We start from the raw sequence: 26,081 nt of genomic DNA, 5'->3' as shown, positions 1-26,081 counted from the left end.
CTATTTTGCGAAGCATATTGCTGTGAGGGTACTGAACAGTTACGCCTTTTTCAAACATGCTCTAATACACGAATGATAAAAACACTCTCTGAGACATATAAATAATGTGAAGGTCGTGAACAGCGACAAAAGACGAAAGTTTAACGATAACATTATATATTATATGCCAGGGGGTGTTTTATATTGAAAAAGCATATAGTGGAGCTGATTATGGGATGTCTTTTGCTGATATGCTTTTATTATCTTTCCCGCGAGGCGGCAGCAGTATCGGTAGAGATGAATCAGAAGCAGGTAATTGTGGTGGATTGTGGTCATGGAGGAATGGATCCAGGTATGATCGGGATAGACGGTCTGAAGGAGAAGGATGTAAATCTTGCCATTGGCCTGAAAGTGAAAAGTGCATTGGAAAAGAAAGATTTTCAGGTGGTTATGACCAGGGAAACAGACGTGGGATTATACGATGAAGACTCTAATAATAAGAAAGTACAGGATATGCAAAAAAGGATTTTTCTTATTCAGGAAGTAAAGCCTGTACTTGCAGTAAGTATCCATCAGAACAGTTACGAAGATTCTGGGGTGAAGGGTCCTCAGGTTTTCTATTATCGGGACTCTGTTAAGGGAGAAGAACTGGCGGAAATAATTCAGGAGAAACTGAATGATTATCTTGAGGTGGAGCGGCCAAGGCAGGCGAAAGGAAATACTACTTATTATCTTTTGAAACGAAGCCCGGGGATATTGAATATTGTGGAGTGTGGATTCCTTACGAACCCGGAAGAAGCCGGAAAACTGTTACAGGATGATTATCAGGAAAAAGTAGCGGCAGCAGTGGCTGACGGTGTGGAAGAATACATAAAAAATAATGAACAATGAGAATCCTCTGTTAATGAAAAAACATTTCAGTTTATCAAAAACTATACACTTTTCAGAAGCTGTGGATTCTGCTATACTGGACTGGAAAAAATAAGCGAGGGAAAATACCATGTTAGGATGTGTTTATCTGATTCTGGCAGCATTATTGGGTAGGGAAATTACCCATAATTTTTTGCCGGAACAAAGAATGAGAGAAAAAGGAATCACGCCCTTGTGGGTGACTTTTGCAGCGTCATTTGGAAGTGGTGTGCTGCTTATGACCTGGGCTGTCTATATAGCAGCATGGCTGCTAAGCGTGTACTCTGAAGCGGAGAACCCCCTCTTTGGAGCAAATCTGATGGTGATGGCAGCTGTGGGGATATTTTTGCTCTTGTGCTGTTATAGAAGAAAAGGTTCTTTTGGGAAATTTATTAAAAGACTTTCCGGCGAGGTTCCTCCAGCGAAAGAAATCGTGTTCTTATTGATTTTACTGGCGGGAATTACCTGGATCATGGTATTTGTATTTCATGTTAGTGACGGATATTTGTATTCCGGATTTACTGTATTTGGAGATTATGCCCCTCATACAGCGATGATGAGATCATTTTCGCTGGGAAATAATTTCCCCACGCAGTATCCTCATTTTGGTGGTGAAGATGTAAAATACCATTTTATGTTTCAGTTTCTGACAGGAAACCTGGAATATCTTGGAATGAGAATTGATATAGCGTACAATGCCGTAAGCAGTCTGTCACTCTGGTGCTTCTTTATCATGCTGTATTCTATGGCGAAAAGGTTCTTTGGCAGTATGAGTGCCGGAGTGCTTTCTGTTTTGTTTGTTGTATTTCGAAGTGGAACTGCTTTTTTCAGATTTGCATATGAACATTTACAGGCTGGTGATTTGTGGGAGACTCTGGCCGGGAATACTGCTTTTATTGGATATACCCCCAATGAGAACTGGGGACTTTGGAATTTTAATGTATATTTGAATCAGCGGCACTTGGGATTTGGTCTTTTGATGGCTGCGCTGGTATTATGGATTTTCCTGGACTGGGTGGAAGAAAGCTGTGCAGAGAAAGATAAGGGAATATTGTGGCTGAAGAACAGATTTCTTACAAAAAAAGCATGGATGTTTAAGAAACCTGATACAGCTCTTTTTGCCGGAATGCTATTGGGTCTGTGTTCATTTTGGAATGGAGCTGCTGTAATTGCATGTCTTCTGATTCTTATGGGATTTGCCTTTTTTTCTGATGGAAAACTTGACTATCTGATTCTGGCAATCGTGACAGTTGTGTTCTCGGAAATTCAATCTAAAATGTTTGTATGGGGAAGTGTTGTATCACCTTCTGTATATTTTGGATTTCTGGCAGAAAAGAAATCACTTCCAGGCATAGCTGTATATTTATTTGAAATAAGCGGCATTGTTTTCCTTGGCGTTTTAGTACTGCTGTTTTTTCTGAAAAAAATGGAAAGAGCAGTTGCAGTGAGTATACTTTTCCCAACAATCTTTGCATTTGTGGCGTCTCTTACACCAGATATAAACGTGAATCATAAATATATTATAATATCTTATGCATTCCTTGCTGTTTTCTGGGGTGGAGCTGTAAGCAGATTGTTCCATTGGAAAGGTGCTGTTGGGAAAATTTTGAGTTTGATTCTGGCACTTAGTCTGACCATAACAGGAATTTATGATTTTGCAGTAATCCTAAAAGATAATGATTCGGGACATCGGGTTTCTGTGAACCTGAACAGTGGACTGACCAGCTGGCTTGCAGAAAATCTGAAAAAAGACGATCTGATTTTGACACCGGAATACAGTATAAATGAAGTCACTATGTCAGGGGTTATGATGTATCTGGGATGGCCTTATTATGCATGGTCCGCAGGCTATGACACTTATTACAGGGCTGCCAGGGCAGTAGAAATCTATACAACAGCCAGCGCACAGGTACTAAAGAAAACAGTTGAGGAAGAACAAATTACATATATCCTTTTTGAGGAAGGTATGAAATTTGAGGAGAAAGAATGCCGCGAAGATGTGATTGCGGATACATATCCTCTGGTGTATCAGTCAGATGACGGGAGAATAAGAATTTATGGAACAAAAGAATAAGAAAAAAATCAGTACACAAACAATAATTAAACTTCTGCTGGCGGTGGTGCTGCTTGGCCTATCTGCATTTTTACTGAAAGGTGATGTGTGGACTTTCTGGACTTGGTGGCTTCTGGCGGGAGTGATGGGATTTGCTGCAATGCCTGTTACAGGAAGACTGTTCTGGCGTTTTGAGGACAAAGGATGGATTTTTTCTAAGGTACTGGCGATTGCTGCAACAGGTTTTCTTACCTGGTTTCTGACAGCTATCAGACTAATCCCTTTTAATGCCCTGACTTGTGCTGCTGTAACAATCCTATGCGCAGTTATCTGTTTTTTCCTTCTTCGAAAGGAATCAAAAGAAAAGACAGAATGTTTTCCAGTTGACAGGATTTCTCTGATTTACTGGGAAGAATTATTGTTTTTCCTTGCATTTCTTATGTGGACATATCTGGCAGGATTCCGCCCTGCTGCATATGGAACCGAGAAGTTCATGGATTATGGTTTTATGGAAGCTATGATGAGAAGCACCACACTTCCGGCAAGAGATCTGTGGTATTCAGAAGGACATATTAATTATTATTATGGCGGTCAGTATTTTGCTGTTTTTCTTACCAAGCTTTCCCATACAAAGGTGGAACTGACTTACAATCTTATGCGTACTTTTGTAGCCGGACTGGCTTTTGCAATGCCATTTTCCCTTGTTTACCAGATGATGTCAGACCGTATGAAGGGACAGCAAAAAAGCGAAAAAGTAATAAAAGGACTTCCTTTTGCAGCTGGATTTACAGCTGGTACAGCTGTTTCCATTGCAGGAAATATGCATTACGTAATTTATGCGCAGATCATTCCCCTGATTGAGAAGCTGACAGGTAAGGAAGTGAGCAGTTACTGGTTTCCGGATGCTACCCGCTATATAGGATATAATCCATATCGTGAGGAAGACCGGACGATACATGAATTTCCCTGCTATTCTTTTGTACTGGGAGATCTTCATGCTCATGTGGTAAATATTATGTTTGTACTTCTTGTAATAGCATTTCTTTATGTATGGCTAAGGGGTGTGCGCAAGAAAACAGTACCGGTTGAGACTTCCATGAAAGATGGAAAATTCTGGAAAGAGCAGCTTCTTATGCCTCATCTTCTGGTAATCAGTGCGCTTCTCGGAATGTTTCAGTGGACAAATTTCTGGGATTTTGTAATTTATTATGTAGTAACTCTTGGAACGGTGCTTTTTGCCAATATTATCCGTTTCCAGGGAAAAATAAAGAAAATCATGGTTGTAACTTTTGCACAAATGGCAGAAATCTATCTGCTTGCCTATCTTGTGATCCTGCCATTTACCTTACAGTTTGACACTATGGTGGATGGAATAGGAATTGCCAAGTACCATTCCTATTTCTACCAGCTGCTGGTTCTCTGGGGACTTCCGGCAGTTCTTACCATTACATTTGTAATTTCTATTCTCTGGGAAAAGCTGCGGGGGATGGAGCACAAGAGCCTGTACCGTCTTATGAAAGCTATCCGCACGGCAGATCTTTTTGCCATTATTATGGGACTTTGCGCTATTGGTCTGGTGGTAATCCCGGAATTTGTTTACGTGCGTGATATTTATGAAAATGGAAATGCCAGGGCAAACACTATGTTCAAGCTTACTTATCAGGCATATATTATGTTTGCACTGACTATGGGATATGGAATTTACAGACTTCTGGCTGTTAGCAGACAGAAAGTATTTAAGATCATTTCCGGAATCTGTCTGTTTTTCCTGATCTGGACGGTAGGATATTTTGGAAAAAGTGTGGATTCCTGGTTTGGAAAGGTTTTGAATCCGTCAGGCTATCAGGGGCTTTATGCTCTGGGCTATCTGGATACGGATTTTTCAGAGGATGTGTCTGCAATCCAATGGCTAAAGGAGAATATTAAAGGGGCTCCGGTAGTGCTGGAGGCAAACGGTGACAGCTACAGCGGTTATGAGCGTGTTTCTGCAGCTACAGGTCTTCCAACAATTCTTGGCTGGTATGTACACGAATGGCTCTGGAGGAATGATACAGATGATCTGAACCGGAAACAGGCAGATATTATGAGTATTTATACTTCACAGGATGAGACCCAGGTAAGAGCTCTTCTTACGGAATATGGTGTTTCCTATATCTTTGTGGGCTCTAAAGAAAGAGAGAAATATGAGGACAGCCTGAATAATGCACTTCTTCAGTCACTTGGAGAAATTGTATTTATGGATGAAGATTCCGGCACTTATATTGTTAAGGTGGATTGACAAGGTTTTTAAACAGGTGTTATATTAAAGAATGCTGAAAAAATAATAGAAAGCTGGACTAAAATGAAAGCAGAAATTGTAGCCATGACGGCAGATGCTATCGACCATGCGGCACTTGCCAGAGGCGGAGAGATATTGAAACAGGGAGGACTGGTGGCATTCCCTACAGAAACTGTTTACGGTCTTGGAGGAAATGCACTGGATCCTATGGCTTCGAAGAAGATATATGCAGCCAAGGGACGTCCTTCGGATAACCCGTTGATCGTTCATATTGCAGATTTAAATGCGCTGGTTCCAATTGTAAAGGAAGTACCGGAGAAGGCGAAGATACTGGCAGAGAAATTCTGGCCTGGTCCCCTGACTATGATTTTTGAGAAATCAGACCTGGTTCCATTGGAGACAACTGGTGGTCTCAACAGTGTAGCTGTGCGTTTTCCAAGTGATCCCATTGCAGCGGAGCTTATTTTGCAGGCAGGGGGATACGTGGCAGCGCCAAGTGCAAATACTTCCGGACGGCCAAGCCCGACTACAGCACAGCATGTTGAGGAGGACTTAGGGGATGCCATTGAGATGATCATTGATGGAGGTCCTGTGGGAATTGGCCTGGAGTCAACGATTGTAGATTTTACCGAGGACGTGCCGGTGGTTTTAAGACCCGGTTATATTTCACTGGAAATGCTCCAGGAGGTTCTTGGTGATGTGAGAATGGACAAAGGTCTTATAAAGCCTGATAGTAAAGTTCATCCCAAGGCGCCGGGAATGAAATATCGGCATTATGCACCGAAAGCAGATCTTGCAATTGTGGAGGGCCCCACAGAAGAAGTAATAAATGCCATTAATCAGTTTGTAAAGGAAGATCAGGCAAATGGACTTCAGGCGGGGATTATTGCCACAGAGGAGACTATTTCCAGATATCCCTGTGGAACTGTGAAGTGTATTGGAAGCAGAGAGGCAGAGGAAACCATTGCTCATAACCTTTATGAGGTGCTGCGTGAATTCGATCAGTGCCAGGTAAGCAAAATTTATTCCGAAGCTTTTTATACCCCAAAAATGGGACAGGCAATTATGAACCGGCTTCTAAAAGCAGCCGGTCACAAAATAATCAATATAAGGAGAGAAGAACAATGAGAGTAGCATTAGGTAGTGATCATGGCGGATTTGAACTGAAACAGGAGATTATCAAATATCTGGAAGAAAAGAATATTGAGTATAAGGATTACGGCTGCTACAGCACAGAATCCACAGACTATCCGATCTATGCAAAGAAAGTTGCACATGGGATTCTGGAAGGAGAGTGTGAGCTAGGAATCCTTGTATGCGGAACTGGTATTGGTATTTCTATCACTGCAAACAAAATTAAGGGAATTCGTGCAGCAGTATGTACAGATTGCTTTACTGCTGAAGCAACCAGACTTCACAATGACGCAAACATCCTTGCGCTTGGAGGACGTGTAGTTGGACCTGGACTTGCAGTTAAGATTGTGGATACTTTCCTGAATACACCATTTTCAGGAGATGAGAGACATATCCGCCGAATTGCTCAGATCGAGACGGAATAGGAAGGAGAGCTCTTCTATGGAGAACACAAATCAGAAAAACACCGGGAATATACAGATCGCGCCTGTAAGTGCCGCGGCAGATCTGAACCACAAAAGAGAAGGTTACCTTACCTGGGACGAATATTTCATGGGAGTTGCCATGCTTTCCGGCATGCGCTCCAAGGATCCCAATTCACAGGTAGGAGCGTGTATTGTCAGCGATGATAATAAAATTCTTTCCATGGGATATAATGGTTTCCCAAAAGGCTGTTCCGATGATGAATTTCCCTGGGCAAGAGAGGGAGAGCCTCTGGATACCAAATATCTGTATGTGACCCATAGCGAGCTCAATGCGATTTTGAATTACCGTGGAGGAAGCCTTGAGGGAGCGAAAATGTATGTAACTCTTTTTCCATGCAATGAGTGTGCCAAGGCAATCATCCAGGCAGGAATCAAGACTCTGGTCTATGATTGTGACAAATATGCAAGCACTCCGTCAGTCCTTGCTTCCAAGAGAATGCTGGACTCCGCCGGTGTACGCTATTATCAATACAAGAGAACCGGACGCGAGATTTCGCTGACGGTGTAAGTTAAAGAGGTTTGTTGTGGAAAATACGAAAGAAAATACAGATTTGAATATGGGCAGAGCGAAGAATGACAGATGGAAAAAGATACTGGGAATCATTTTGAACATTGCTTTGCTTCTGCTTATAGATGGATTGTTGGTATATACTTTTATTAACGAAGGAAATCGTATATATAAAGGAACAATCATTAAAATATTACTAATTGTTACAGGAAATATTTTGTTTCTTGTTCTTCTGTTCTGGGGGGAGAAAATCTGCAGTGCAATTAAAAATACCACTTTTTTGAAAATAGCAGATGTCGTATTGCTGTTGGCAACTCCTGGAATTGTATTTATGCTTGTCCAGATGGTCACCTGGGTGTCGGGATATAAGAATAAGGCAGTGTCAACATTTAAAGGCCTGGTTAAGATGTCATTACTGATGGAGCAGCCTTATTTGACACTGAATCTTATTATTTATGCAATATTTTTTATAATACTTATTATTTTATTCAGGAAAATCAATATTGCTTCTTCTGCGTTGTGTTACCTTTTTATAATCCTTGCAATGGTAAACTATTATGTAATGGAATTCCGTGGAGAACCATTCCAGCTTCTTGACATTGTAGGAATGGGAACGGCAGCAGAAGTTGTTGGAGAATATAGCTTCAAAATCAAACTGATGCTTGGAATTCCACTGATCTATGCCCTGGTATTTGGTGAGTTTGTACTGAAATTCCAGAAACTGGAGCTTGGAAAAAAGAGCAGAAAGAATACAGCTGCCCGGTTTGGTGTACTGGCTGTGATCGTGATTACATTATGTTTTACTATAAGACCTATCCTCCAGAAGCTTGACGCTGTTACTTTATGGCAGATTAACCGTATTTATAAAGAACAGGGCTACATTTCCTCTCTTGTTAAGGAAATCAAGTATTTTTATATCGAGCAGCCAGAAGGCTATTCTGTTGGAAAAACCGTAGAACTGGCACAGGAAATTGAAGATGGGGAGAATATTGTTTCAGAGACAGACAAGAGTGAGTCTGAAGAAAGTGTTGATAATACAGCTGCAGATACTTCTGAAACAGTAACACCGAAAAATATTATCCTGATTATGAATGAAAGTCTTACAGATTTTGAAAATGTAGGTGAAATAAAGTCAAATGTAGAAATTTTGTCATACATAAGAAGCCTTAACAAAAATGTAAAACATGGACAGCTTCATGTACCTACATTCGGAGCCGGAACTGCACGCTCTGAATATGAGGCTCTTACAGGAAACAGTATGAGCTTTTTGCCATCCGGAAGTGTTCCTTATCAGCTTTATGTGCGGGATCCGGAGTATGGTCTGGCAGATATCCTGAAATCCCAGGGATATTACACAATTGCCATGCATCCCAACAAGGCTCATAACTGGAACCGGGCCTCTGTTTATCCATGCATGGGATTTGATGAATTTATCAGCCTGGAGAACTGGGGAGATGAACACAGAGAGCTTCTTCGAAATTATGTAAGTGACAAAGCAACATTTGAAAAGATCATCAGCCTTTATGAAGAGAAGGATGCGGATGAAAAATTATTTACATTCTGTGTAACCATGCAGAATCATGGCGGTTATACAGTAGAAGACAGAGCTGGATTTGAACCTACTGTAAAGCTTGGATATGATACAGAGTATCCTCTGGCTGAAACGTATTTATCGTTGGCAAGAGAATCTGATTCAGCATTTAAGGAATTGCTGGAGTACTTTGAAAAAGTAGATGAGCCTACCATGATTGTTATGTTTGGGGATCACTGGCCTAAGATTGAAGAAGAATTTATGGCGAAACTTTTAGGCGGCAACAGGCAGAGCCTGGGACTTGTTGAAAGCCAGCAGTCCTATACAACTCCTTATGTGATCTGGACAAATTATCCATCTGAGACAGTAGAGGAAGATTTCAGTGCTAATTATCTGGGAAGCTATATGCTTCAGCTGGCTGGTCTTGAAATGCCAGGCTACAACCAGTTCCTTATGAATCTGAAAGAGCAGCTTCCAATCATCGGAGTTGGTGCTGTTTGCGACAAAGATGGAAACTGGTATGCAAATGATGCGCTTCCGGATGATTATAAAAAACTGATGACGGATTACAATATCCTGGAATATAACAACCAGTTTGAGAAAAAAGATGTAATAGAGAGCTTGTTTACATTGAAGTAATAAAAAAGTACCCGGACAAAACAGATGCGGTGGATGGTAACTCTGGCTGTTACTGTGAACGGAGTGAACAGTAACCTCTGGCTGTTTTTTGTCTGGGTATTTTCTGTTTCGCCACTTGACATATGGGAAAATTTCGCATAAAATAAACAAGACTTAACGAGCAAATTAAATAAATGAAGTGGCAATGAAGAGAATAGTACATGAGGAGCAATCTCAGAGAGAAATCCAGGCCGACAGGCAATGGTGTGAGGATTTTGTGCGCAAGTCATGGAACCGGCCTCAGAGCTCCGCACAATTGAAGTGCGGCGTCTGTCCTACGTTATCAGGATAATTGAGTGAGCAGTGGAGCAGTCATTTCCAGTGTTAATCAGGGTGGTACCGCCGAAGCCTTTCGGTCCCTTTTGCAGGGATGGAAGGTCTTTTTTTATGTGTTTTTCAAATAATACATGGAATTTACCAGATTTCCCTGGCGTTTAAATATTAGAAAATCAAAAAGGAGAAAAATCATGGCAAAAGAAAAGAAAATGGTAGAAGCTATCACATCCATGGATGTGGATTTTGCACAGTGGTATACCGATGTTGTAAAAAAAGCGGAACTTTGCGGCTATACAAGTGTAAAGGGATGTATGGCAATCAAACCGGCAGGATATGCAATCTGGGAGAATATCCAGAAAGAGCTTGACCGCAGATTCAAAGAGACAGGCGTAGAGAATGTATACATGCCAATGTTCATTCCGGAATCCCTTCTGGACAAAGAGAAGGATCACGTAGAGGGATTTGCACCGGAAGTTGCATGGGTAACACACGGCGGACTTGATCCTCTTCAGGAGCGCCTTTGCGTACGTCCTACATCCGAGACTCTGTTCTGTGATTTCTATCAGAAAGAGATCCAGTCCCACAGAGATCTTCCGAAAGTATATAATCAGTGGTGCTCAGTAGTTCGCTGGGAGAAAACAACCCGTCCGTTCCTTCGTTCCCGTGAGTTCTTATGGCAGGAAGGACATACTGCCCACGCTACAGCTGAGGAAGCAAAAGAACGTACCATCCAGATGCTGAACCTGTATGCAGACTTCTGCGAGGAAGTACTTGCAATCCCGGTTATTAAAGGTCAGAAGACAGAGAAAGAGAAATTTGCAGGTGCAGAGGCTACTTACACAATCGAGTCTCTGATGCATGATGGAAAAGCACTTCAGTCTGGAACCAGCCATAACTTTGGTGATGGATTTGCAAGAGCATTCGGCATCCAGTACACAGATAAAAACAACCAGCTTCAGTATGTACACCAGACATCCTGGGGAATGACAACTCGTATGATCGGTGCTCTGATCATGGTTCATGGAGACAACAGCGGACTTGTTCTTCCACCAAGAATTGCTCCGGTCCAGGCTGTTGTAATCCCGATCCAGCAGAGAAAAGAGGGCGTTCTGGAGAAAACAGAGGAGCTGACACAGATTTTGAAAGCAGCTGGAATCCGTGTAAAAGCAGACGTTACAGACAAGAGCCCGGGATTCAAATTCGCAGAGCAGGAAATGCGTGGTATTCCGGTAAGAATTGAGTGCGGTCCGAAGGATATCGAGAGCGGACAGGCTGTTATCTGCCGAAGAGATACCAGAGAGAAATATATTGTGAAGTTCGAAGAGCTTGCTGCTAAGGTTCAGGAAGTTCTGGACACCATGCAGAAGGAAATGCTGGAGCGTGCAAGAGCCCACAGAGATGCTCACACCTATGTAGCAACAAATTACGAAGAATTCAAGGAGACCATCAACACAAAACCTGGTTTTGTAAAAGCTATGTGGTGCGGCAACCGTGAGTGCGAAGATAAGATCAAAGAAGACGTTCAGGCAACATCCAGATGTATGCCGTTTGAGCAGGAACATTTAAGCGATGTCTGTGTATGCTGTGGAAAACCTGCCAAGAAAATGGTATACTGGGGACGTGCTTATTAATAACAAAAGGGATTGCTGTTTATTTTGCAATCAGTAGTCAAAAAGGGGCAAAATTATTTTGCCCCGCTTTGTTTTTCAAGGCAGAGAAGTGTATGAGGAGAAATTTTGTTTTAAATCAGAGGCAGGTGATAAAGATGGTATTTGAAATTCCACAAAAAGTTGAAATGATTATAAATATTCTGGAAAAAGCTGGTTATGAGGCCTATGCAGTAGGTGGCTGTGTCCGCGATGCCCTTCTTGGAAGAACTCCAAATGACTGGGACATCACAACCTCAGCCAAGCCGGAGCAGGTCAAAGCCCTGTTTCACAGAACGGTAGATACAGGAATCGCTCACGGAACCGTAACAGTGCTGCTTGAAAAAGAGGGATTCGAGGTTACCACCTACCGGGTGGATGGCGAGTATGAAGATGGCCGTCACCCGAAAGAAGTAACCTTTACGGCCTGCCTGGAAGAAGATTTGAAGCGTCGGGACTTTACCATCAACGCCATGGCCTACAATCCCAGGAAAGGGCTGGTGGACCTTTTTGAAGGGCAGAAAGACCTGGAAAACAAGGTGATCCGCTGTGTTGGTGATCCTCTGGAGCGTTTTACAGAAGACGCTCTTCGCATTATGCGTGCTGTACGTTTTTCTGCGCAGCTTGGCTTTTCCCTGGAAGAAGAGACCAGAAAAGCTCTTTCTGTGCTTGCACCAAATTTAAAACATGTAAGCGCAGAGCGGATCCAGGTGGAACTTGTAAAACTTCTGGTGTCCCCTCATCCGGATTATCTGCGGATTGCATATGAAGCAGGAGTTACCAGTGAATTTCTGCCGGAATTTGACCGCTGTATGGAGACACCTCAGAACACTCCACACCACTGCTATAATGTGGGAGAACACATTCTCCACAGCCTTTTGTATGTGAGGGAGGATAAGGTGTTAAGGCTGACCATGCTCCTTCACGACATTGCCAAACCTGTTGTACGAAAAACAGACGAAAACGGCAGGGATCATTTCAAAACACATGCTTCTGTGGGAGAAAAAATGTCCAAGGAAATTTTGCGCCGTCTGAAGTTTGACAATGACACCATTTCCAGAGTGAGCCGGCTGATCCGCTGGCATGATCTGCGCCCGACTCCGGCACCGGCCGAGGTGCGGAAAGCCATCAATGTAGTTGGGGAAGATCTTTTTCCCATGTGGATGGAAGTCCAGTATGCGGATAACAAAGCGAAAAGTGATTACCGTGGGGAAGAAAAAGCTGCTCGTCAGGCCGGAGTTCGAATGACTTGGGAAGAAATTATGGAAAAAGGCGAATGTGTTTCCATGAAAGGTCTTGCAATTACTGGCAGTGACCTGATCGCAGCTGGAATGAAGCCTGGAAAAGAAATGGGAAGTGTGCTTCATGAGCTTTTGGATGCTGTTCTGGAGAATCCGGAACTGAACAAGAAAGAATCACTTCTTTCCCTTGCTTTTGCAGCCGATAAAAAACTTCTTTAGAATAACATATCCCTCCCACTCATAAGATAGAAGGTATCTGAAGACCTTTGGCATATGTGAGTGACGGGGGGATTTTTATTGTATGATTATGGTCTTAGCACCCTGACCCAGTATGGAATTGAAGTGAAATCTTCGTCCAGGACCCGGGGAGCATTGGTATGTCGTACAGAACAGGGAATTCTGCTCCTTAGAGAGTTTCACGGCTCCGAAAAAAAACTGCTTTTTCAGCAGGAAGTGTTAAAAAAACTTTCCCAGGAAGGCTGTCTGGTTGATACTTTTATTGAAAATCAGGAAGGCTCTTTGGTTACCAGAGATAAGGATAATATTCCTTATACCCTTCAGAACTGGTATGAAGGCAGAGAGTGTGACACCAAGTCCAGGGAAGATATTATAAGAAGTGTGCAGATTCTGGCAAGGGTACATAAATTTATGAATATGCCTGTGGAAAAAGCCTACATGGCGCGTTCCCTTGCAGATGAATATACAAGGCATAATCAGGAAATCCGCAAGATCCGTAAGTTTATCCGCCAGAAAGGTGCCAGTGCCAGATTTGAAAAGGAATTTCTGGGCAGTGTGCAGTGGTTTCTGGAAAAAGGGGAAAAAGCACTGGAAATGCTTGTAAAGTCGGACTATGAAAAACTAAGGGACAAGGCGGGCGAAGAGGGGCTTCTATGTCATGGCGAATATAATCAGCACAATGTTCTTCTTTGTAAAAATCAGGCTGCTGTGACAAATTTTGATCACTTCAGCTTTGATATGCAGATCAGCGACCTGTACTGTTTTATGCGAAAAATCCTGGAAAAATATAATTGGGATGTTTTTCTGGCCAGGCGGATGCTGGAGCAATATGACAAAATACGTCCTATTTCCTCTGGAGAATGGGAAAACCTGCAAATCCGTTTCACATATCCGGAAAAATACTGGAAACTGGCAAATTACTACTTTTCTCATAACAAAGCATGGATTTCCGGCAAGAATACGGAAAAGCTGGAAAAGGTAATTGCCCAGAAGAAAATATGGGGAGATTTCCCTGAAAAATGCTTTGGAAAATCCCCTTTCTAGCGCAAAAACCTTGACAATACAGGGCAAAAGGTATATATATAGATAGAAGAATCTTTAGAGGAGGAAACACCATGAATAAGACTGAATTAGTAGCAGCTATGGCGAAAGAAACCAATCTGTCCAAGAAGGACGTTGAAGCTGTTTTAAAATCATTCATCGACGTTGTATCAGAAGAACTGAAAAAAGGTGAGAAAGTTCAGTTAGTTGGCTTTGGTACATTTGAAGTCAGCGAGAGAGCTGCCAGAGAGGGAAGAAATCCTCAGACTGGTGAGACCATGAAGATCGAAGCTTCCAAGGCTCCGAAATTTAAAGCTGGTAAAGCTTTAAAAGATATGGTAAACGCATAATCGCGTAAGCTTTTACAGGAGGAACTTTATAGTTCCTCCTTTTTTAAACACGCTCTGACATAGGAGAGTATTATGAGATTAGATAAATTTTTGAAAGTATCCCGCCTTATTAAGAGAAGAACTGTGGCAAATGAGGCATGTGATGCAGGAAGAGTGCTTGTAAATGATAAGCCGGCCAAGGCTTCTGTCCAGGTGAAGACAGGAGATACTATTGAAATCCAGTTTGGAAGCCGCAATGTGAAGGTGGAAGTGCTGGATGTGAAAGAGACTGTGAAGAAGGAAGAAGTTGAGAATCTGTACAGGTATGTTTAAGAGTTCTGTGAATGAAGGAAACAGTATTACTTAAGCAAGTTCTAATTTAACAGAAAATTTCATAGATTATCTGTGAACCCACATATTTGGGAGAGAGGGATTTGGAAGAAAAGGTTGTGAACATTTCCCATAAGCTGATACTGGATAACAGGAAAGAAGCATCTGTCACAGGTGTGAAGGATGTGATTTCTTTTGATGAAAAGGAAATCCTTCTTCAGACTGCTGACGGGAAGCTGCAGATTCGCGGCAGCGGGCTTCATGTAAAAGGACTAAACCTGGAAAAAGGAGAAGCTGCTCTTGCCGGACATGTGGATTCTCTTGTCTATTTGTCTAAAGATTCCCCACGAAAAGAAGAACCATTATTTACAAGGCTGTTCCGTTAAGCTATGAGCATATATATCTACAATGAGATCTGGCTTTTCGTCCGGGCTTTTGTAGGGGGTGCGGTGCTGATCCTTTGCTACAGCCTGCTTCAGGAAATAAGAAGGCTCATTTTCTGCAGTCCGGCAGCAGGAGGGATTTTGGACCTTCTTTATTGGGTGTGCGCAGGACTTCTGGTATTTGCAGGAATTTACCGGATCAACCAGGGAATCCTGCGTAGTTTTCTGTTTTTGGGAATTATATCAGGGGCATTTCTTACATATCTGACAATAAAACCTTTATTTGAAAAAATTTGTTATATAATCCTGGAGGTTCCTGTCAGATTCGTAAAAAAAACTTCAAAAAAATATATAAATTGGTTGCTATTTTTTTGTAAACGTTGTAAAATTTTAGTTAAGCAATCTGCAAATCAGTACAAAAATAGTACCAGAAATCGTTTGCAGATGAGAAGAGGCAGGAAGTTTGGGAAAATCAGGGAAAAAACGAAGAAAAAAGACAATAGGGTATAATCATCTCGGGATGTTCGGTATTTCTCTGATCGTTCTGATTCTGATTCTGACGCTTATGGCACAGAGCCGGGACCTTAAGGAATCTCTTGCCGGCTATGAGACCAGGGCAGAGGCATTAAGCCAGCAGATTGAGGAAGAGCAGGCGCGCACTCAGGAGATTGAAGATCTGAAGCAGTATATGCTCACGGATGAGTACGCAGAGCAGGCCGCCAGAGAGAAGCTGGGTCTTGTGAAGGAGAATGAGATTATTTTTCAGGAGGAGAAGTAAGGTTCTGGGAAAAACGAAGTTTGGAAGTTTCTGACGATATATTTTTCAATATGGTCGTCTTTGTTTGACATATATTTTCATACCTGTCCCCTATAATAGGCATAAGGTGCTGCCGAAGATGATGTGAATGCAGCATTCCTTTGCAAAAACAAGGGCAGCAGTTAAAGACTACATGAACAGTGGGGCGTGCAGCTTGCAGGAATGCTTTTTCAAACAGGCTCTGGCACTGTAAGGCTGTAAAGGGGAGGGGAGAATATGCAGGAATGGATAATTGCCATGCTCGTGATCAGTGTGCTGCTGGTGCTGCGGGACATGGCAAAAGTTTTTTTCAGGGGAAGAAGTTTCCTTAAGGCAGAGCAGCCGGCCGAAGAGAAAAATCCCCAGAAGGAGAAGGTGGAGCGGTATGCTGCTTCTTTTCGGAAGCTTGCAGACAGCTTTTATGGATTACCCTACCGAAAAGACTATTTAAGCAACGGCCAGGTGGATGGAATCATAAGGGAGACCTGTGATGAGATATGCAGCCACTGTTATCAGCGGGAAATCTGCTGGGGCACCCAGTCGCAGGAAATGTACAGAGGAAGCGAGCGGATGATTCGTTCCATGGAGGAGGGAAATCAGGAGAAAATACAGGAGACAAAAAGCGACTGGATGAGTGTATGCAGTCGTTTTTCCCAGTATTATGAGACACTTGGTAACTCTTATATGAGGGAGCGGCAGAAGCTGATATGGGACAACCGGATGATCGAAAGCCGCCTTGCCGTGGCACAGCAACTCCAGGAGATGTCCAGAATCATGGATATGGTGGCAGAAGACCTGTACGACATTTCCATTGCGGATCCCCAGCTTATGACGGAATTGCAGAAGATTCTCAGGAAGCGCCACATTGTGGTGAAGCAGGTCTGGGTGATGGATAAGGTGGAAGGAAGACGTGAGATTTTTCTTACCATGCGTGCCAGAAGCGGGCAGTGCATTTCTGTTAATGAGGTGGCACAGCTTTTGTCCCAGGAGTTCGGAACTCCCATGGCGGCAGCAGGAGGGGGAAGAAGAATTGTAAATGGAGAATACCATACGGTTCATTTTATGGAGGATGTAAGCTATCAGGTACTTTACGGAGTGGCAAAGCTGACCAAGGAAATGGAGAAGGTTTCCGGAGACAATTATATTTGCAGACAGGAAGAGGCAGGCCGTTTTGTAATGTGTCTTTCTGATGGAATGGGCTCCGGGGTGGAGGCATGCCGGGAAAGCGAGGAAGTGGTAGAACTTCTGGAACAATTTCTGGAATCCGGTTTTACCCAGGAGACGGCGGCGAAAATGGTGAACTCTGCTCTTGTGATGAAGGGACAGGAAGGGATTTTTTCAACAGTGGACATCTGCGCAGTGGATTTATATACGGGAATCTGTAACTTCCTGAAAGCGGGGGCTTCCGCCACTTTTATCAAAAGGGATCACTGGGTGGAGGCCATTTCTTCAGAGAGTCTGGCGGCAGGGCTGATACAGCAGGTGGATTTTGAAACATCTTCAAGGAAGCTGTATCACGGGGATTATCTGATCATGATGACAGATGGCGTCTTGGATGCGCTGCCTGCCATGCGGGAGGAGGAGACCATGAAAGAAATCATTATGGATATCCATGAAGAGACTCCCAAGGAGATGAGCCGGGGGATTCTGGAGCGGGTGCTGGGATACAGCGATTACTGCGCCAGGGATGATATGACGGTTCTTGTAGCTGGAATGTGGAAGAAATAGAAGCATTAGTTTTTGAGCAAAAAACAGATATGGAATCATATGAGCATATGAAATATATTTGAAAGAAGTAATATTGTTACGGTTCACGAAAGAATCAGTAACGTATCAGAGGCAGAGCTAGTATGTATCAGAAAGTGAAAGCATATATGAAAGAACATGGCATGGTAGTGGATGGGGATGTGGTCCTTGCCGGAGTTTCCGGAGGAGGAGACTCCATGGCTATGCTGGAAATGTTAAAAAGATATCAGGCTGAAGCAACTTTTTCGCTGTGTGCGGTACATGTGCATCATGGAATCCGCGGCGAGGAAGCTGACCGGGATGAAAGAGTAGTAAGAGAGACCTGCGAAAAATGGACGATTCCTTTTTTATCCTATCATTACCCGGTACCGGAGCTTGCAAAGAAATGGAAAATGGGACTGGAAGAGACAGGAAGAAAAGTCAGACAGGATGCGTTTTCCAGGGCAGAAGCTGATTATTTTGGAAAATCAGAAACGGCTGACCTCCAGGGTGGGGGAAGAGTCTCTGCCGCCAGAGAAGGAAAATTACGGATCCGTATTGCTCTGGCCCACAATGAAAATGATGTGGCGGAAACTTTGCTCCACAATCTTTGCAGAGGAACGGGGCTGAAAGGTCTGGCTTCTATTTTGCCGGTGCGGGATGAAATTATTCGGCCCATTTTGTGTTTAAATAAACAGGAAATTGTCAATTATTTAATAAAAGAACAGATTCCCTATGTAACAGACAGTACCAATCTTACAGATGATTATACAAGAAATAAGATCAGACATCAGATATTGCCTATTCTGGAAGAACAGGTGAATGCTTCTGCTGTCCGCCATATGGCGGAGACGGCCAGTCTTGTTAGTCAGGCAGAGGAGTATTTGTCCCGTCAGGGAGAACGCCTTGTGAAAAAGTATGGGGAAAACAGGGAGCGGGGAATTTTCCTGTCAGAAGCATTCTGGCGGGATGAGCCTGCCATAGCTTCTTACGGAGTGCTTCAGGTTTTTGAAGAGCTGGCTGGGAAACGTAAGGATTTTACAGCTGCTCATGTAAAAAGTGTGGAGAGCCTTCTGAAGCTTCAGGTGGGACGACGGATCAATCTGCCTTATGATCTGGCGGCGCTTCGAACTTATGGAGGAATTTTGCTTGGAGAAAGACAATTACTGGGAATATCAGATAGAAATCTGAGTTCAAAAGAGTACGATCCAGTGAAAGTTGAAAAAAATCAGGAGAGGAATGCACTGCAAAAAAGTGTCCAGTTGAGTAAAAAGGAGCTGAAAACTGCTTGTGAACAGGTACTTTTTACAGATAATGTTTTTTATCTGAAAATATTTTCTAATGAAGGCCAGAAGATTGAAGAAAAAAAGTATACGAAATGGCTGGATTATGATAAAATAAAACAGGAACTGTCCATCCGGACCAGACAGCCGGGAGATTTTCTCATTGTAGATGACAAAGGGAGCAGCAAGAAGCTGAACCGTTATTTTATAGATGAGAAGATCCCATCAGAGGAAAGAGACAGCATCTTGCTTCTATGTACCGGCTCTGAGGTTTTGTGGGTGGTGGGAGGCAGAATAAATGAGAATTATAAAATAGCTCCCAGAACCAGGAGAATATTGGAAATACAATACCAAGGAGGAAAAGATAATCATGAGTGAAAAAATCAGAGTTTTACTGGATGAGGAGACTGTGGAGAAGCGTATCTGCGAAGTAGCAGCCCGAATCAGCGAAGAGTACAAGGGAAAAGAAATCCACATGATCTGCGTCCTTAAGGGCGGAGTATTTTTCATGTGTGAGCTTGCCAAGAGAATCACAGTGCCGGTAACTCTTGATTTCATGTCTGTTTCCAGTTATGGAGATGACACCAAATCAAGCGGAGTTGTAAAGATCGTCAAGGATCTGGATCAGCCTCTTGAAGATAAAGAAGTTCTTGTTGTGGAGGATATTATTGATTCCGGAAGAACCTTAAGCTATCTGCTGGACGTTCTGAAGAGACGTAATCCAAACAGCGTGAGACTTTGCACCTTGTTGGACAAACCGGACCGCAGAGTGGTAAAAGGGGTTGATGTGGATTATTGCTGCTTCAATATTCCAGATGAGTTTGTTGTGGGCTATGGTCTTGACTATGCCCAGAAATACAGAAATCTGCCATACATCGGAGTGGTAGAGTTCGAATGAAAGGAGAATTATACAAGTGAATAAGCAGTCAGGCAGAATTGGCTTGTATCTTGTCCTGATCGTAGCTTTGATCGCAGGTTACCTGTATCTGAACAATCAGGTAGCTGTCCAGAGTGATTATACTTATGGACAGCTGGAGCAGGCAGTGACAGACGGAAAGGTGACCAGTGCCACGATCCATCAGAACAGTGAGGTTCCAACAGGTTCTGTGATCGTGAATGTAAGCGGCGAGGGACAGAAGCGTATTTATGTGGCAGATGTAAATGAGGCAGAGCAGCTTCTTCGAGAGAGCGGGCTTGATCCTGCTGTTGAGGATGTGCCGAAGCAGAGTGTATTTATGAACTCTGTTTTCCCGGTACTTCTTACCTGTGGTCTTATCATCTTCCTCATGCTGATGATGAACCGTCAGATGTCAGGTGGGGGTGGTGGAACCAATGCCAAGATGATGAATTTCGGCAAAAGCAGGGCAAGAATGTCCATGCCGGATGATAAGAAAGTGACTTTCCAGAACGTAGCGGGCCTGGAGGAAGAGAAGGAGGAGCTGAAGGAGGTTGTAGATTTCCTGAAGGATCCCCAGAAGTATACCAAGGTGGGAGCCAGAATCCCGAAAGGAGTTATCCTTGTAGGACCTCCAGGAACTGGTAAGACGCTTCTGGCCAAGGCTGTTGCCGGGGAAGCGGGAGTTCCGTTTTTCTCCATTTCCGGTTCTGATTTTGTGGAAATGTTTGTTGGTGTAGGTGCTTCCCGTGTAAGAGATCTTTTCGAAGAGGGCAAGCGTCACGCACCTTGTATCATCTTTATTGATGAGATCGATGCTGTTGCAAGACAGCGTGGAACCGGCATGGGAGGCGGTCATGATGAAAGGGAACAGACTCTGAACCAGCTTCTTGTAGAGATGGATGGATTCGGGGTAAATGAAGGCATTATCGTAATGGCCGCTACCAACCGTGTGGATATTCTGGATCCTGCAATTCTTCGTCCGGGACGTTTTGACCGCAAGGTTGGCGTAGGTCGTCCGGATATTAAAGGAAGGGAAGAGATCCTCCATGTCCATGCCAAGGATAAACCTCTTGGCGAGGATGTAGACCTGAAACAGATCGCTCAGACTACAGCTGGATTTACAGGTGCAGATCTTGAGAACCTGATGAATGAGGCGGCTATTGCTGCAGCCAGAAAAGGTCATGTATTTATTCGCCAGAAAGATATTAAGAATGCCTTTATCAAGGTTGGCATCGGTGCAGAGAAAAAGAGCAAGGTGATCTCCGAGAAGGAGAAAAGGATCACCGCTTATCATGAGGCAGGCCATGCAATCTTGTTCCATGTGCTGCCGGATATGGAGCCTGTTTACACCATTTCCATTATCCCTACCGGAATGGGAGCAGCCGGCTATACCATGCCTCTTCCAGAGAATGACGAAATATTTAATACTAAGGGTAAAATGCTCCAGGATATTACCACACTTCTTGGAGGACGTGTGGCAGAGGAGCTGATTTTCGGCGATATTACAACTGGTGCATCCAACGATATCAAGCGGGCTACCAGCGAAGCAAGAGCTATGGTGACCAAGTATGGTATGTCCGATAAGATTGGACTGATCTCCTATGGAGATGATGACGATGAGGTATTTATTGGACGAGATCTGGCGCACACCCGCGGTTACAGCGAGGATGTTGCCAAGGCAATTGACAGTGAGATTCACAGTATCATTGAGGAGTGTCATGACAATGCGAAGAAGATTATTTCTGAGCATATGGAGGTTCTTCATGGCTGTGCCAAGCTCCTTCTCGAGAAGGAAAAAGTTCATCGGGATGAATTTGAAGCACTTTTTACAATGGAAAAATCGGGTGAATCAAATGAAAGTATATAACATGCACAAAAAATAATAGTGATTTTTGTGAAGTTTGTGCACACTTTTTGGTGGACACATGGTACTATATACATCGTAAAAACCCCCCAATACATTATATAGTTTTTGCTACACCCCATAAGAAGAAATACCTTCTCCAAAAAAGACAGCTTTTACCGGCTGTCTTTTTTACGTTAAATGAATAAGGTATTTTAGAGCGTGCTTGAAATGTGGTGGGAGTTCTTTGGTGAAAACGTCGGTAAGCTGGGCGGAAATTTGGAGAATAAGCCGAATTTTAACAGTTGTGGGAAGAAATGTTTTCAGTTAAAATATAGGGTGTAATTTTTTTGAAAGAGGGATGTTATGGATCGTAATAATGCAGATGTAATGAAAAAAATGCAATATATATTGAATATGAGACCGGTTTTGAATACAGAGGCATTGTTCAGCGATGGTTCTGATTATTACCGTTGTCCGTCAAATCCCAAAGCAGGAGACAAGGTCCGTATCCGCTTCCGCACCAAGCGGAACAACGTAGATATGGTTTATTTAGTATACGATGGCAAGCGTCAACAGATGGAGCGTGTGGCCAAATCCAATGGATTTGATTATTATGAGACTTCTATTATTATGGGAGAGGAGATTGTCCGTTACCATTTTGAGATCACATACGGATGGGTGACCTGTTATTATAATTATCAGGGTGTTTCCATGAACCCGGAGGAGCGTCTGGAGTTTGAGATTTATCCGGATTATGATACACCCCAGTGGGCGAAGGGTGCTGTTATGTACCAGATTTTTGTGGATCGCTTCTGCAATGGGGATCCGACGAATGATGTGGAGGATCGTGAATATTTTTATATTGGCGATATGACTTCCAGGGTAAGAGACTGGGGAAAAGTTCCGGCAGTAATGGGGGTGCGGGAGTTTTATGGCGGTGACCTGCAGGGAATTATGGATAAACTGGATTATCTGCAGGATCTGGGAGTGGATGTTATTTATCTGAACCCGATTTTTGTTTCTCCAAGTAATCACAAGTACGATATTCAGGATTATGAGTATGTGGATCCCCATTACGGCAAGATCGTGGAGGATATGGATGATGGCCTTCTGAATGAGGGGGACCGCGAGAATGCCCATGCCCGGAAATTTATTAAGCGTGTGACCGATAAGCGGAATCTGGAGGCAAGTAATGAACTGTTTGCAAAGCTTGTGGAGGAAATCCATAAGAGAGGCATGAAAGTAATCCTGGATGGAGTGTTTAACCATTGTGGATCTTTTAACAAATGGATGGACAGAGAGCGGATCTATGAGAACCAGGAGGGATATCCAAAGGGAGCGTATATTTCTGCAGACAGTCCATATAGGTATTACTTTAATTTCTATGACGAGAACCGCTGGCCGTACAATCCTACCTATGATGGATGGTGGACTCATGATACTTTGCCGAAGCTGAATTATGAAGCCTCCAGGGATCTGTATGATAAGATTCTGGAGATTGGTAAGAAGTGGGTTTCTGCGCCTTATAATGTAGATGGATGGAGATTGGATGTGGCGGCAGATCTTGGGCACAGCAACGAATTTAACCATCAGTTCTGGAAGGATTTCCGGAAAGCTGTAAAGGAGGCAAATCCCAATGCGATCATTCTGGCAGAGCATTACGGAAATCCGGAGAGCTGGCTGCAAGGGGATGAGTGGGATACGGTTATGAACTACGATGCCTTTATGGAACCTCTGACCTGGTTCCTGACGGGCATGGAGAAGCACAGTGATGAGTGCAGGGATGATCTTTATGGAAACAGTGATGCCTTTATTGGGGCTATGAAGACTCATATGAGGGCACTTCATATGTCTGCACTTTATACGTCCATGAATGAGCTGTCCAATCATGATCATTCCAGATTTCTCACCAGAACAAACCGCCGTGTGGGAAGGATTTCCTATGCCGGTGCGGAAGCTGCTTCCCAGAACATCAATCCTGCAGTGATGCGTGAAGGTGTTGTGGTGCAGATGACCTGGCCGGGAGCACCAACTGTTTATTATGGTGATGAGGCAGGTGTCTGTGGCTTTACAGATCCGGATAACAGAAGAACTTATCCATGGGGACATGAGGATCAGATGATGATTGCGTTCCACAGAGATATGATTAAGATCCATAAGGAATATGATTTCTTAAGTAATGGTTCCCTTGTGTTCCTCTGGAATGATTATCAGGGACTTTGCTTCGGAAGATTTTCCCATGATGAAAGAATGATCGTGATTCTGAATAACCGGAATGAGGATCGGGAGGTTGAGATTGAGGTCTGGAAGACGGGAATCAGCAGATTGAAGGATTCTGTATTGAAGCGGATCATGCTGTCTTACCGTGATGGATATACCACGGAGGAATATGAATATACAGCTAAGGTAGGTGTGATCAGGGTGCCGATGCCAGCGTTTGGGGCGATGGTGTTGTATCATAAGTGTGAGAATCCGACTATATTTGTGGAAGATTAAGGGACGCCGCGAGGAGGGACCTATGGGCTGACGGCCAGAGCTGCGGTTCCGGGATTTTCCATATACGCTTATTTGCAGGAGGTGGAGCAAACTCGGCCACGGGGTGGCCTCAGACAGTGCTCCACCTCCTGCGCATATATGAAAAATCCCTGGAATCCTCGCAATGGCCGCCAGCCCATAGGCCCCTCCTCGCGGCTGAGTATTCCAGGCGGAAAAAGAAAGTTTGGTATCAGGGCGCTTCGCTGCTGATACAGAGAAGAGGGATAAAAAACTCCCAGACAAAAATACCTGGGAGTTTAGAATATAGTGGATGGAGAAGGATTCGAACCGCTTTGGCATATGACAGAAAAACTCCAGAGCGAATATGCTCTGGAGTAGTAGTGGATGGAGAAGGATTCGAACCGCTTTGGCGTATGACAGAAAAATTCCAGAGCGAATATGCTCTGGAGTAGTAGTGGATGGAGAAGGATTCGAACCTTCGAAGGCATCGCCAGCAGATTTACAGTCTGTCCCCTTTGGCCACTCGGGAATCCATCCTTGAATGAATTTATTATATACAAAGAAGAAAGTTTTTGCAAGATATTTTTTCAGTTTTTTTGATGTTTTGCGCGCCAGAGCGTGTTTGAAAAATCATTCCCGCAATCTGCACGCCCACTTTGCAGTATATTTTGCCCGAATTCAGTTGCCGTAGCCCGCTACGGCGCCCTCATCCGGACAAAATCTTCCACAAATTGTGACGCACATCTTGCAGAAAGCTTTTTTCAAATACGCTCCAGGTGAATGAAAAAAGAATCAATAACTCATTTTTTTTGCAAAGAGGTAGACGAATGGGGAAAAATCTGCTAAACTACAGACAATGGAAATAGTTAAGGTGTTTCCAAAGATAGGAGGAATTTTATCATGTATGAGTTAGTTAATGCAACAGAAATGCTGAAAAAAGCAAAAGCTGGACATTATGCAGTAGGTCAGTTCAATATCAACAACCTTGAGTGGACAAAGGCTATCCTGCTTACAGCACAGGAACTGAACTCCCCGGTTATTCTGGGCGTTTCCGAAGGCGCTGGTAAGTACATGGCTGGTTATAAGACTGTTGTTGGAATGGTTAAAGGTATGATGGAAGAGCAGAAGATCACTGTTCCGGTTGCACTTCACCTGGATCACGGTTCATATGAAGGATGCCTGAAATGTGTTGAGGCTGGATTCTCATCCATCATGTTCGACGGTTCTCATTACCCGATCGAAGAGAACGTTGCTAAGACTAAAGAACTGGTTAAGATCACAAGAGAGCACGGAATGTCCTTAGAGGCAGAGGTTGGCTCCATCGGTGGTGAGGAAGATGGCGTTATCGGTATGGGCGAGTGCGCAGATCCTAAGGAATGCAAGATGATCGCTGATCTTGGTATCGATTTCCTGGCAGCAGGTATCGGTAACATTCATGGTAAATATCCGGCTAACTGGAAGGGCTTAAGCTTTGAGACTCTGGATGCAATCCAGCAGCTTACAGGTGATATGCCGTTAGTACTTCACGGTGGTACAGGTATTCCTACAGACATGATCAAGAAAGCTATCGACCTTGGAGTTTCCAAGATCAATGTTAACACAGAGTGCCAGCTTTCTTTCGCAGATGCTACACGTAAATACATCGAGGAAGGCAAAGATCAGCAGGGTAAAGGATATGACCCACGTAAGCTTCTTGCACCTGGCTTCGATGCAATCAAGGCTACTGTTAAAGAGAAAATGGAAATCTTCGGATCCGTTGGAAAAGCCTGAATATGATTTTTCTCCGCACATGCGGAACGAGAAAGGGGACTGCGCAAGCAGTCCTCTTTTGCATATATGAGATGTTTCACAGACTGCTTTTTCCAACAGGTTCTGGCTTGTGACCCGAATTATTATTCAAAGTCCGGACCTGATAAAAATTGTAATGTTTTGTACAAGTTGCGATAAAATATCCATATTCAAATATCACTCTCTAAAAAAATGAACATGTTTCTTGATT

General features: G+C 43.4%; 22 protein-coding genes, 1 tRNA gene and 2 pseudogenes. 23 read left to right on the top strand and 2 right to left on the bottom strand.

Features of this window, described 5'->3' with window-relative positions; all coding sequences use genetic code 11:
• The first annotated feature begins 183 nt into the window (after window positions 1-183).
• The 21 genes and pseudogenes from AB5170_RS09515 (at window position 184) to AB5170_RS09415 (ending at window position 24,082) form a co-directional block, all read left to right on the top strand.
• A complete protein-coding gene (locus tag AB5170_RS09515) occupies window positions 184-870 on the top strand; it encodes an N-acetylmuramoyl-L-alanine amidase (protein WP_226815392.1) in 687 nt (228 codons plus the stop codon).
• A 109-nt stretch (window positions 871-979) separates the two neighbouring features.
• The gene (locus tag AB5170_RS09510; protein ID WP_148463158.1) at window positions 980-2,962 is read left to right on the top strand and encodes a hypothetical protein; all 1,983 of its coding nucleotides are present in this window, start codon (window positions 980-982) and stop codon (window positions 2,960-2,962) included.
• Complete coding sequence (locus tag AB5170_RS09505) at window positions 2,946-5,219, top strand: DUF2298 domain-containing protein (RefSeq protein ID WP_368361620.1); 2,274 nt, start codon at window positions 2,946-2,948, stop codon at window positions 5,217-5,219. The genes AB5170_RS09510 and AB5170_RS09505 overlap by 17 nt, the downstream gene beginning before the upstream one ends.
• Window positions 5,220-5,303: 84 nt before the next feature.
• Window positions 5,304-6,347 (top strand): L-threonylcarbamoyladenylate synthase, encoded by a 1,044-nt coding sequence (locus AB5170_RS09500; protein WP_347088245.1) that lies wholly within the window; start codon window positions 5,304-5,306, stop codon window positions 6,345-6,347.
• Entirely contained in the window at window positions 6,344-6,778 is a 435-nt protein-coding gene (rpiB, locus tag AB5170_RS09495) for a ribose 5-phosphate isomerase B (protein ID WP_173770842.1), read from the top strand. Before AB5170_RS09500 ends, rpiB begins: the two co-directional genes overlap by 4 nt.
• 82 nt (window positions 6,779-6,860) lie before the next feature.
• Window positions 6,861-7,346: a dCMP deaminase family protein gene (locus AB5170_RS09490; protein ID WP_118581740.1), complete on the top strand. Its 486-nt coding sequence runs from the start codon at window positions 6,861-6,863 to the stop codon at window positions 7,344-7,346.
• Between the two features lie 16 nt (window positions 7,347-7,362).
• Window positions 7,363-9,516, top strand: a complete 2,154-nt coding sequence (locus AB5170_RS09485; RefSeq protein ID WP_195409156.1) for an LTA synthase family protein — start codon at window positions 7,363-7,365, stop codon at window positions 9,514-9,516.
• A 506-nt stretch (window positions 9,517-10,022) separates the two neighbouring features.
• Window positions 10,023-11,462, top strand: coding sequence for a proline--tRNA ligase (gene proS / locus AB5170_RS09480; RefSeq protein WP_148463164.1), 1,440 nt, complete (start codon window positions 10,023-10,025; stop codon window positions 11,460-11,462).
• Between the two features lie 134 nt (window positions 11,463-11,596).
• The gene (locus AB5170_RS09475; RefSeq protein WP_195409157.1) at window positions 11,597-12,937 is read left to right on the top strand and encodes a CCA tRNA nucleotidyltransferase; all 1,341 of its coding nucleotides are present in this window, start codon (window positions 11,597-11,599) and stop codon (window positions 12,935-12,937) included.
• A gap of 78 nt (window positions 12,938-13,015) precedes the next feature.
• Complete coding sequence (locus AB5170_RS09470; RefSeq protein ID WP_368361619.1) at window positions 13,016-13,999, top strand: CotS family spore coat protein; 984 nt, start codon at window positions 13,016-13,018, stop codon at window positions 13,997-13,999.
• Window positions 14,000-14,070: 71 nt separating this feature from the next.
• Window positions 14,071-14,346, top strand: coding sequence for an HU family DNA-binding protein (locus tag AB5170_RS09465; RefSeq protein ID WP_117851504.1), 276 nt, complete (start codon window positions 14,071-14,073; stop codon window positions 14,344-14,346).
• Between the two features lie 72 nt (window positions 14,347-14,418).
• The gene (locus AB5170_RS09460; protein WP_173773275.1) at window positions 14,419-14,658 is read left to right on the top strand and encodes an RNA-binding S4 domain-containing protein; all 240 of its coding nucleotides are present in this window, start codon (window positions 14,419-14,421) and stop codon (window positions 14,656-14,658) included.
• Window positions 14,659-14,759: 101 nt separating this feature from the next.
• Window positions 14,760-15,041 (top strand): sporulation protein YabP, encoded by a 282-nt coding sequence (gene yabP, locus AB5170_RS09455; protein ID WP_118581555.1) that lies wholly within the window; start codon window positions 14,760-14,762, stop codon window positions 15,039-15,041.
• 3 nt (window positions 15,042-15,044) lie between these two features.
• Window positions 15,045-15,548 (top strand): spore cortex biosynthesis protein YabQ, encoded by a 504-nt coding sequence (yabQ, locus tag AB5170_RS09450; RefSeq protein WP_368361618.1) that lies wholly within the window; start codon window positions 15,045-15,047, stop codon window positions 15,546-15,548.
• On the top strand, window positions 15,502-15,816 hold the full coding sequence (locus AB5170_RS09445) for a septum formation initiator family protein (protein ID WP_226815895.1): 315 nt from the start codon (window positions 15,502-15,504) through the stop codon (window positions 15,814-15,816). The genes yabQ and AB5170_RS09445 overlap by 47 nt, the downstream gene beginning before the upstream one ends.
• A gap of 177 nt (window positions 15,817-15,993) precedes the next feature.
• Window positions 15,994-16,056 (top strand): annotated as a pseudogene (locus AB5170_RS09440) (DUF6783 domain-containing protein); the annotation flags it as partial.
• A gap of 15 nt (window positions 16,057-16,071) precedes the next feature.
• Window positions 16,072-17,562 carry a SpoIIE family protein phosphatase gene (locus AB5170_RS09435; protein WP_173770428.1) on the top strand — a complete coding sequence of 497 codons (1,491 nt, stop codon included), beginning with the start codon at window positions 16,072-16,074 and terminating at the stop codon, window positions 17,560-17,562.
• Window positions 17,563-17,684: 122 nt separating this feature from the next.
• Window positions 17,685-19,220 (top strand): tRNA lysidine(34) synthetase TilS, encoded by a 1,536-nt coding sequence (gene tilS, locus AB5170_RS09430; RefSeq protein ID WP_173770427.1) that lies wholly within the window; start codon window positions 17,685-17,687, stop codon window positions 19,218-19,220.
• Window positions 19,213-19,740 carry a hypoxanthine phosphoribosyltransferase gene (gene hpt / locus AB5170_RS09425; protein WP_173770426.1) on the top strand — a complete coding sequence of 176 codons (528 nt, stop codon included), beginning with the start codon at window positions 19,213-19,215 and terminating at the stop codon, window positions 19,738-19,740. The genes tilS and hpt overlap by 8 nt, the downstream gene beginning before the upstream one ends.
• 16 nt (window positions 19,741-19,756) lie before the next feature.
• Complete coding sequence (ftsH, locus tag AB5170_RS09420) at window positions 19,757-21,607, top strand: ATP-dependent zinc metalloprotease FtsH (RefSeq protein WP_173770425.1); 1,851 nt, start codon at window positions 19,757-19,759, stop codon at window positions 21,605-21,607.
• 342 nt (window positions 21,608-21,949) lie between these two features.
• Window positions 21,950-24,082 (top strand): glycoside hydrolase family 13 protein, encoded by a 2,133-nt coding sequence (locus AB5170_RS09415; RefSeq protein WP_173770005.1) that lies wholly within the window; start codon window positions 21,950-21,952, stop codon window positions 24,080-24,082.
• 455 nt (window positions 24,083-24,537) lie between these two features.
• Here the strand turns inward: AB5170_RS09415 and AB5170_RS09410 are convergent.
• A tRNA-Tyr gene (locus AB5170_RS09410) sits at window positions 24,538-24,619 on the bottom strand.
• 13 nt (window positions 24,620-24,632) lie between these two features.
• The gene (locus AB5170_RS09405) at window positions 24,633-24,716 is read right to left on the bottom strand and encodes a hypothetical protein (RefSeq protein WP_334285894.1); all 84 of its coding nucleotides are present in this window, start codon (window positions 24,714-24,716) and stop codon (window positions 24,633-24,635) included.
• On the opposite strand from AB5170_RS09405, the pseudogene AB5170_RS09400 reads away from it, so the two are divergent.
• Window positions 24,701-24,799, top strand: a pseudogene (locus tag AB5170_RS09400) (DUF6783 domain-containing protein); the annotation flags it as partial. The gene AB5170_RS09405 and the pseudogene AB5170_RS09400 sit on opposite strands and share 16 nt — an antisense overlap.
• 183 nt (window positions 24,800-24,982) lie before the next feature.
• Window positions 24,983-25,852 (top strand): class II fructose-1,6-bisphosphate aldolase, encoded by an 870-nt coding sequence (fba, locus tag AB5170_RS09395; protein WP_148463679.1) that lies wholly within the window; start codon window positions 24,983-24,985, stop codon window positions 25,850-25,852.
• Window positions 25,853-26,081: the final 229 nt, after the last annotated feature.

The sequence above is a fragment of the Ruminococcus sp. RTP21484sp1_RTP21281st1_A8_RTP21281_210402 genome, from assembly GCF_040914025.1.
Taxonomy (GTDB): Bacteria; Bacillota; Clostridia; order Lachnospirales; family Lachnospiraceae; genus Blautia_A; species Blautia_A faecis.
Note: the sequence above shows the minus strand (reverse complement) of the source record. Positions and strands in the feature narration are given on the sequence as shown.

Bases quoted from the DNA above. Each gene is read 5' to 3' on its own strand.
- AB5170_RS09510 (WP_148463158.1), top strand. From the start codon at position 980: ATGTTAGGATGTGTTTATCTGATTCTGGCAGCATTATTGGGTAGGGAA.
- AB5170_RS09505 (WP_368361620.1), top strand. From the start codon at position 2,946: ATGGAACAAAAGAATAAGAAAAAAATCAGTACACAAACAATAATTAAA.
- AB5170_RS09500 (WP_347088245.1), top strand. From the start codon at position 5,304: ATGACGGCAGATGCTATCGACCATGCGGCACTTGCCAGAGGCGGAGAG.
- rpiB (WP_173770842.1), top strand. From the start codon at position 6,344: ATGAGAGTAGCATTAGGTAGTGATCATGGCGGATTTGAACTGAAACAG.
- proS (WP_148463164.1), top strand. From the start codon at position 10,023: ATGGCAAAAGAAAAGAAAATGGTAGAAGCTATCACATCCATGGATGTG.
- AB5170_RS09475 (WP_195409157.1), top strand. From the start codon at position 11,597: ATGGTATTTGAAATTCCACAAAAAGTTGAAATGATTATAAATATTCTG.
- AB5170_RS09465 (WP_117851504.1), top strand. From the start codon at position 14,071: ATGAATAAGACTGAATTAGTAGCAGCTATGGCGAAAGAAACCAATCTG.
- AB5170_RS09460 (WP_173773275.1), top strand. From the start codon at position 14,419: ATGAGATTAGATAAATTTTTGAAAGTATCCCGCCTTATTAAGAGAAGA.
- yabQ (WP_368361618.1), top strand. From the start codon at position 15,045: ATGAGCATATATATCTACAATGAGATCTGGCTTTTCGTCCGGGCTTTT.
- AB5170_RS09435 (WP_173770428.1), top strand. From the start codon at position 16,072: ATGCAGGAATGGATAATTGCCATGCTCGTGATCAGTGTGCTGCTGGTG.
- tilS (WP_173770427.1), top strand. From the start codon at position 17,685: ATGTATCAGAAAGTGAAAGCATATATGAAAGAACATGGCATGGTAGTG.
- hpt (WP_173770426.1), top strand. From the start codon at position 19,213: ATGAGTGAAAAAATCAGAGTTTTACTGGATGAGGAGACTGTGGAGAAG.
- AB5170_RS09415 (WP_173770005.1), top strand. From the start codon at position 21,950: ATGGATCGTAATAATGCAGATGTAATGAAAAAAATGCAATATATATTG.
- AB5170_RS09405 (WP_334285894.1), bottom strand. From the start codon at position 24,716: ATGATTTTTCAAACACGCTCTGGCGCGCAAAACATCAAAAAAACTGAA.
- fba (WP_148463679.1), top strand. From the start codon at position 24,983: ATGTATGAGTTAGTTAATGCAACAGAAATGCTGAAAAAAGCAAAAGCT.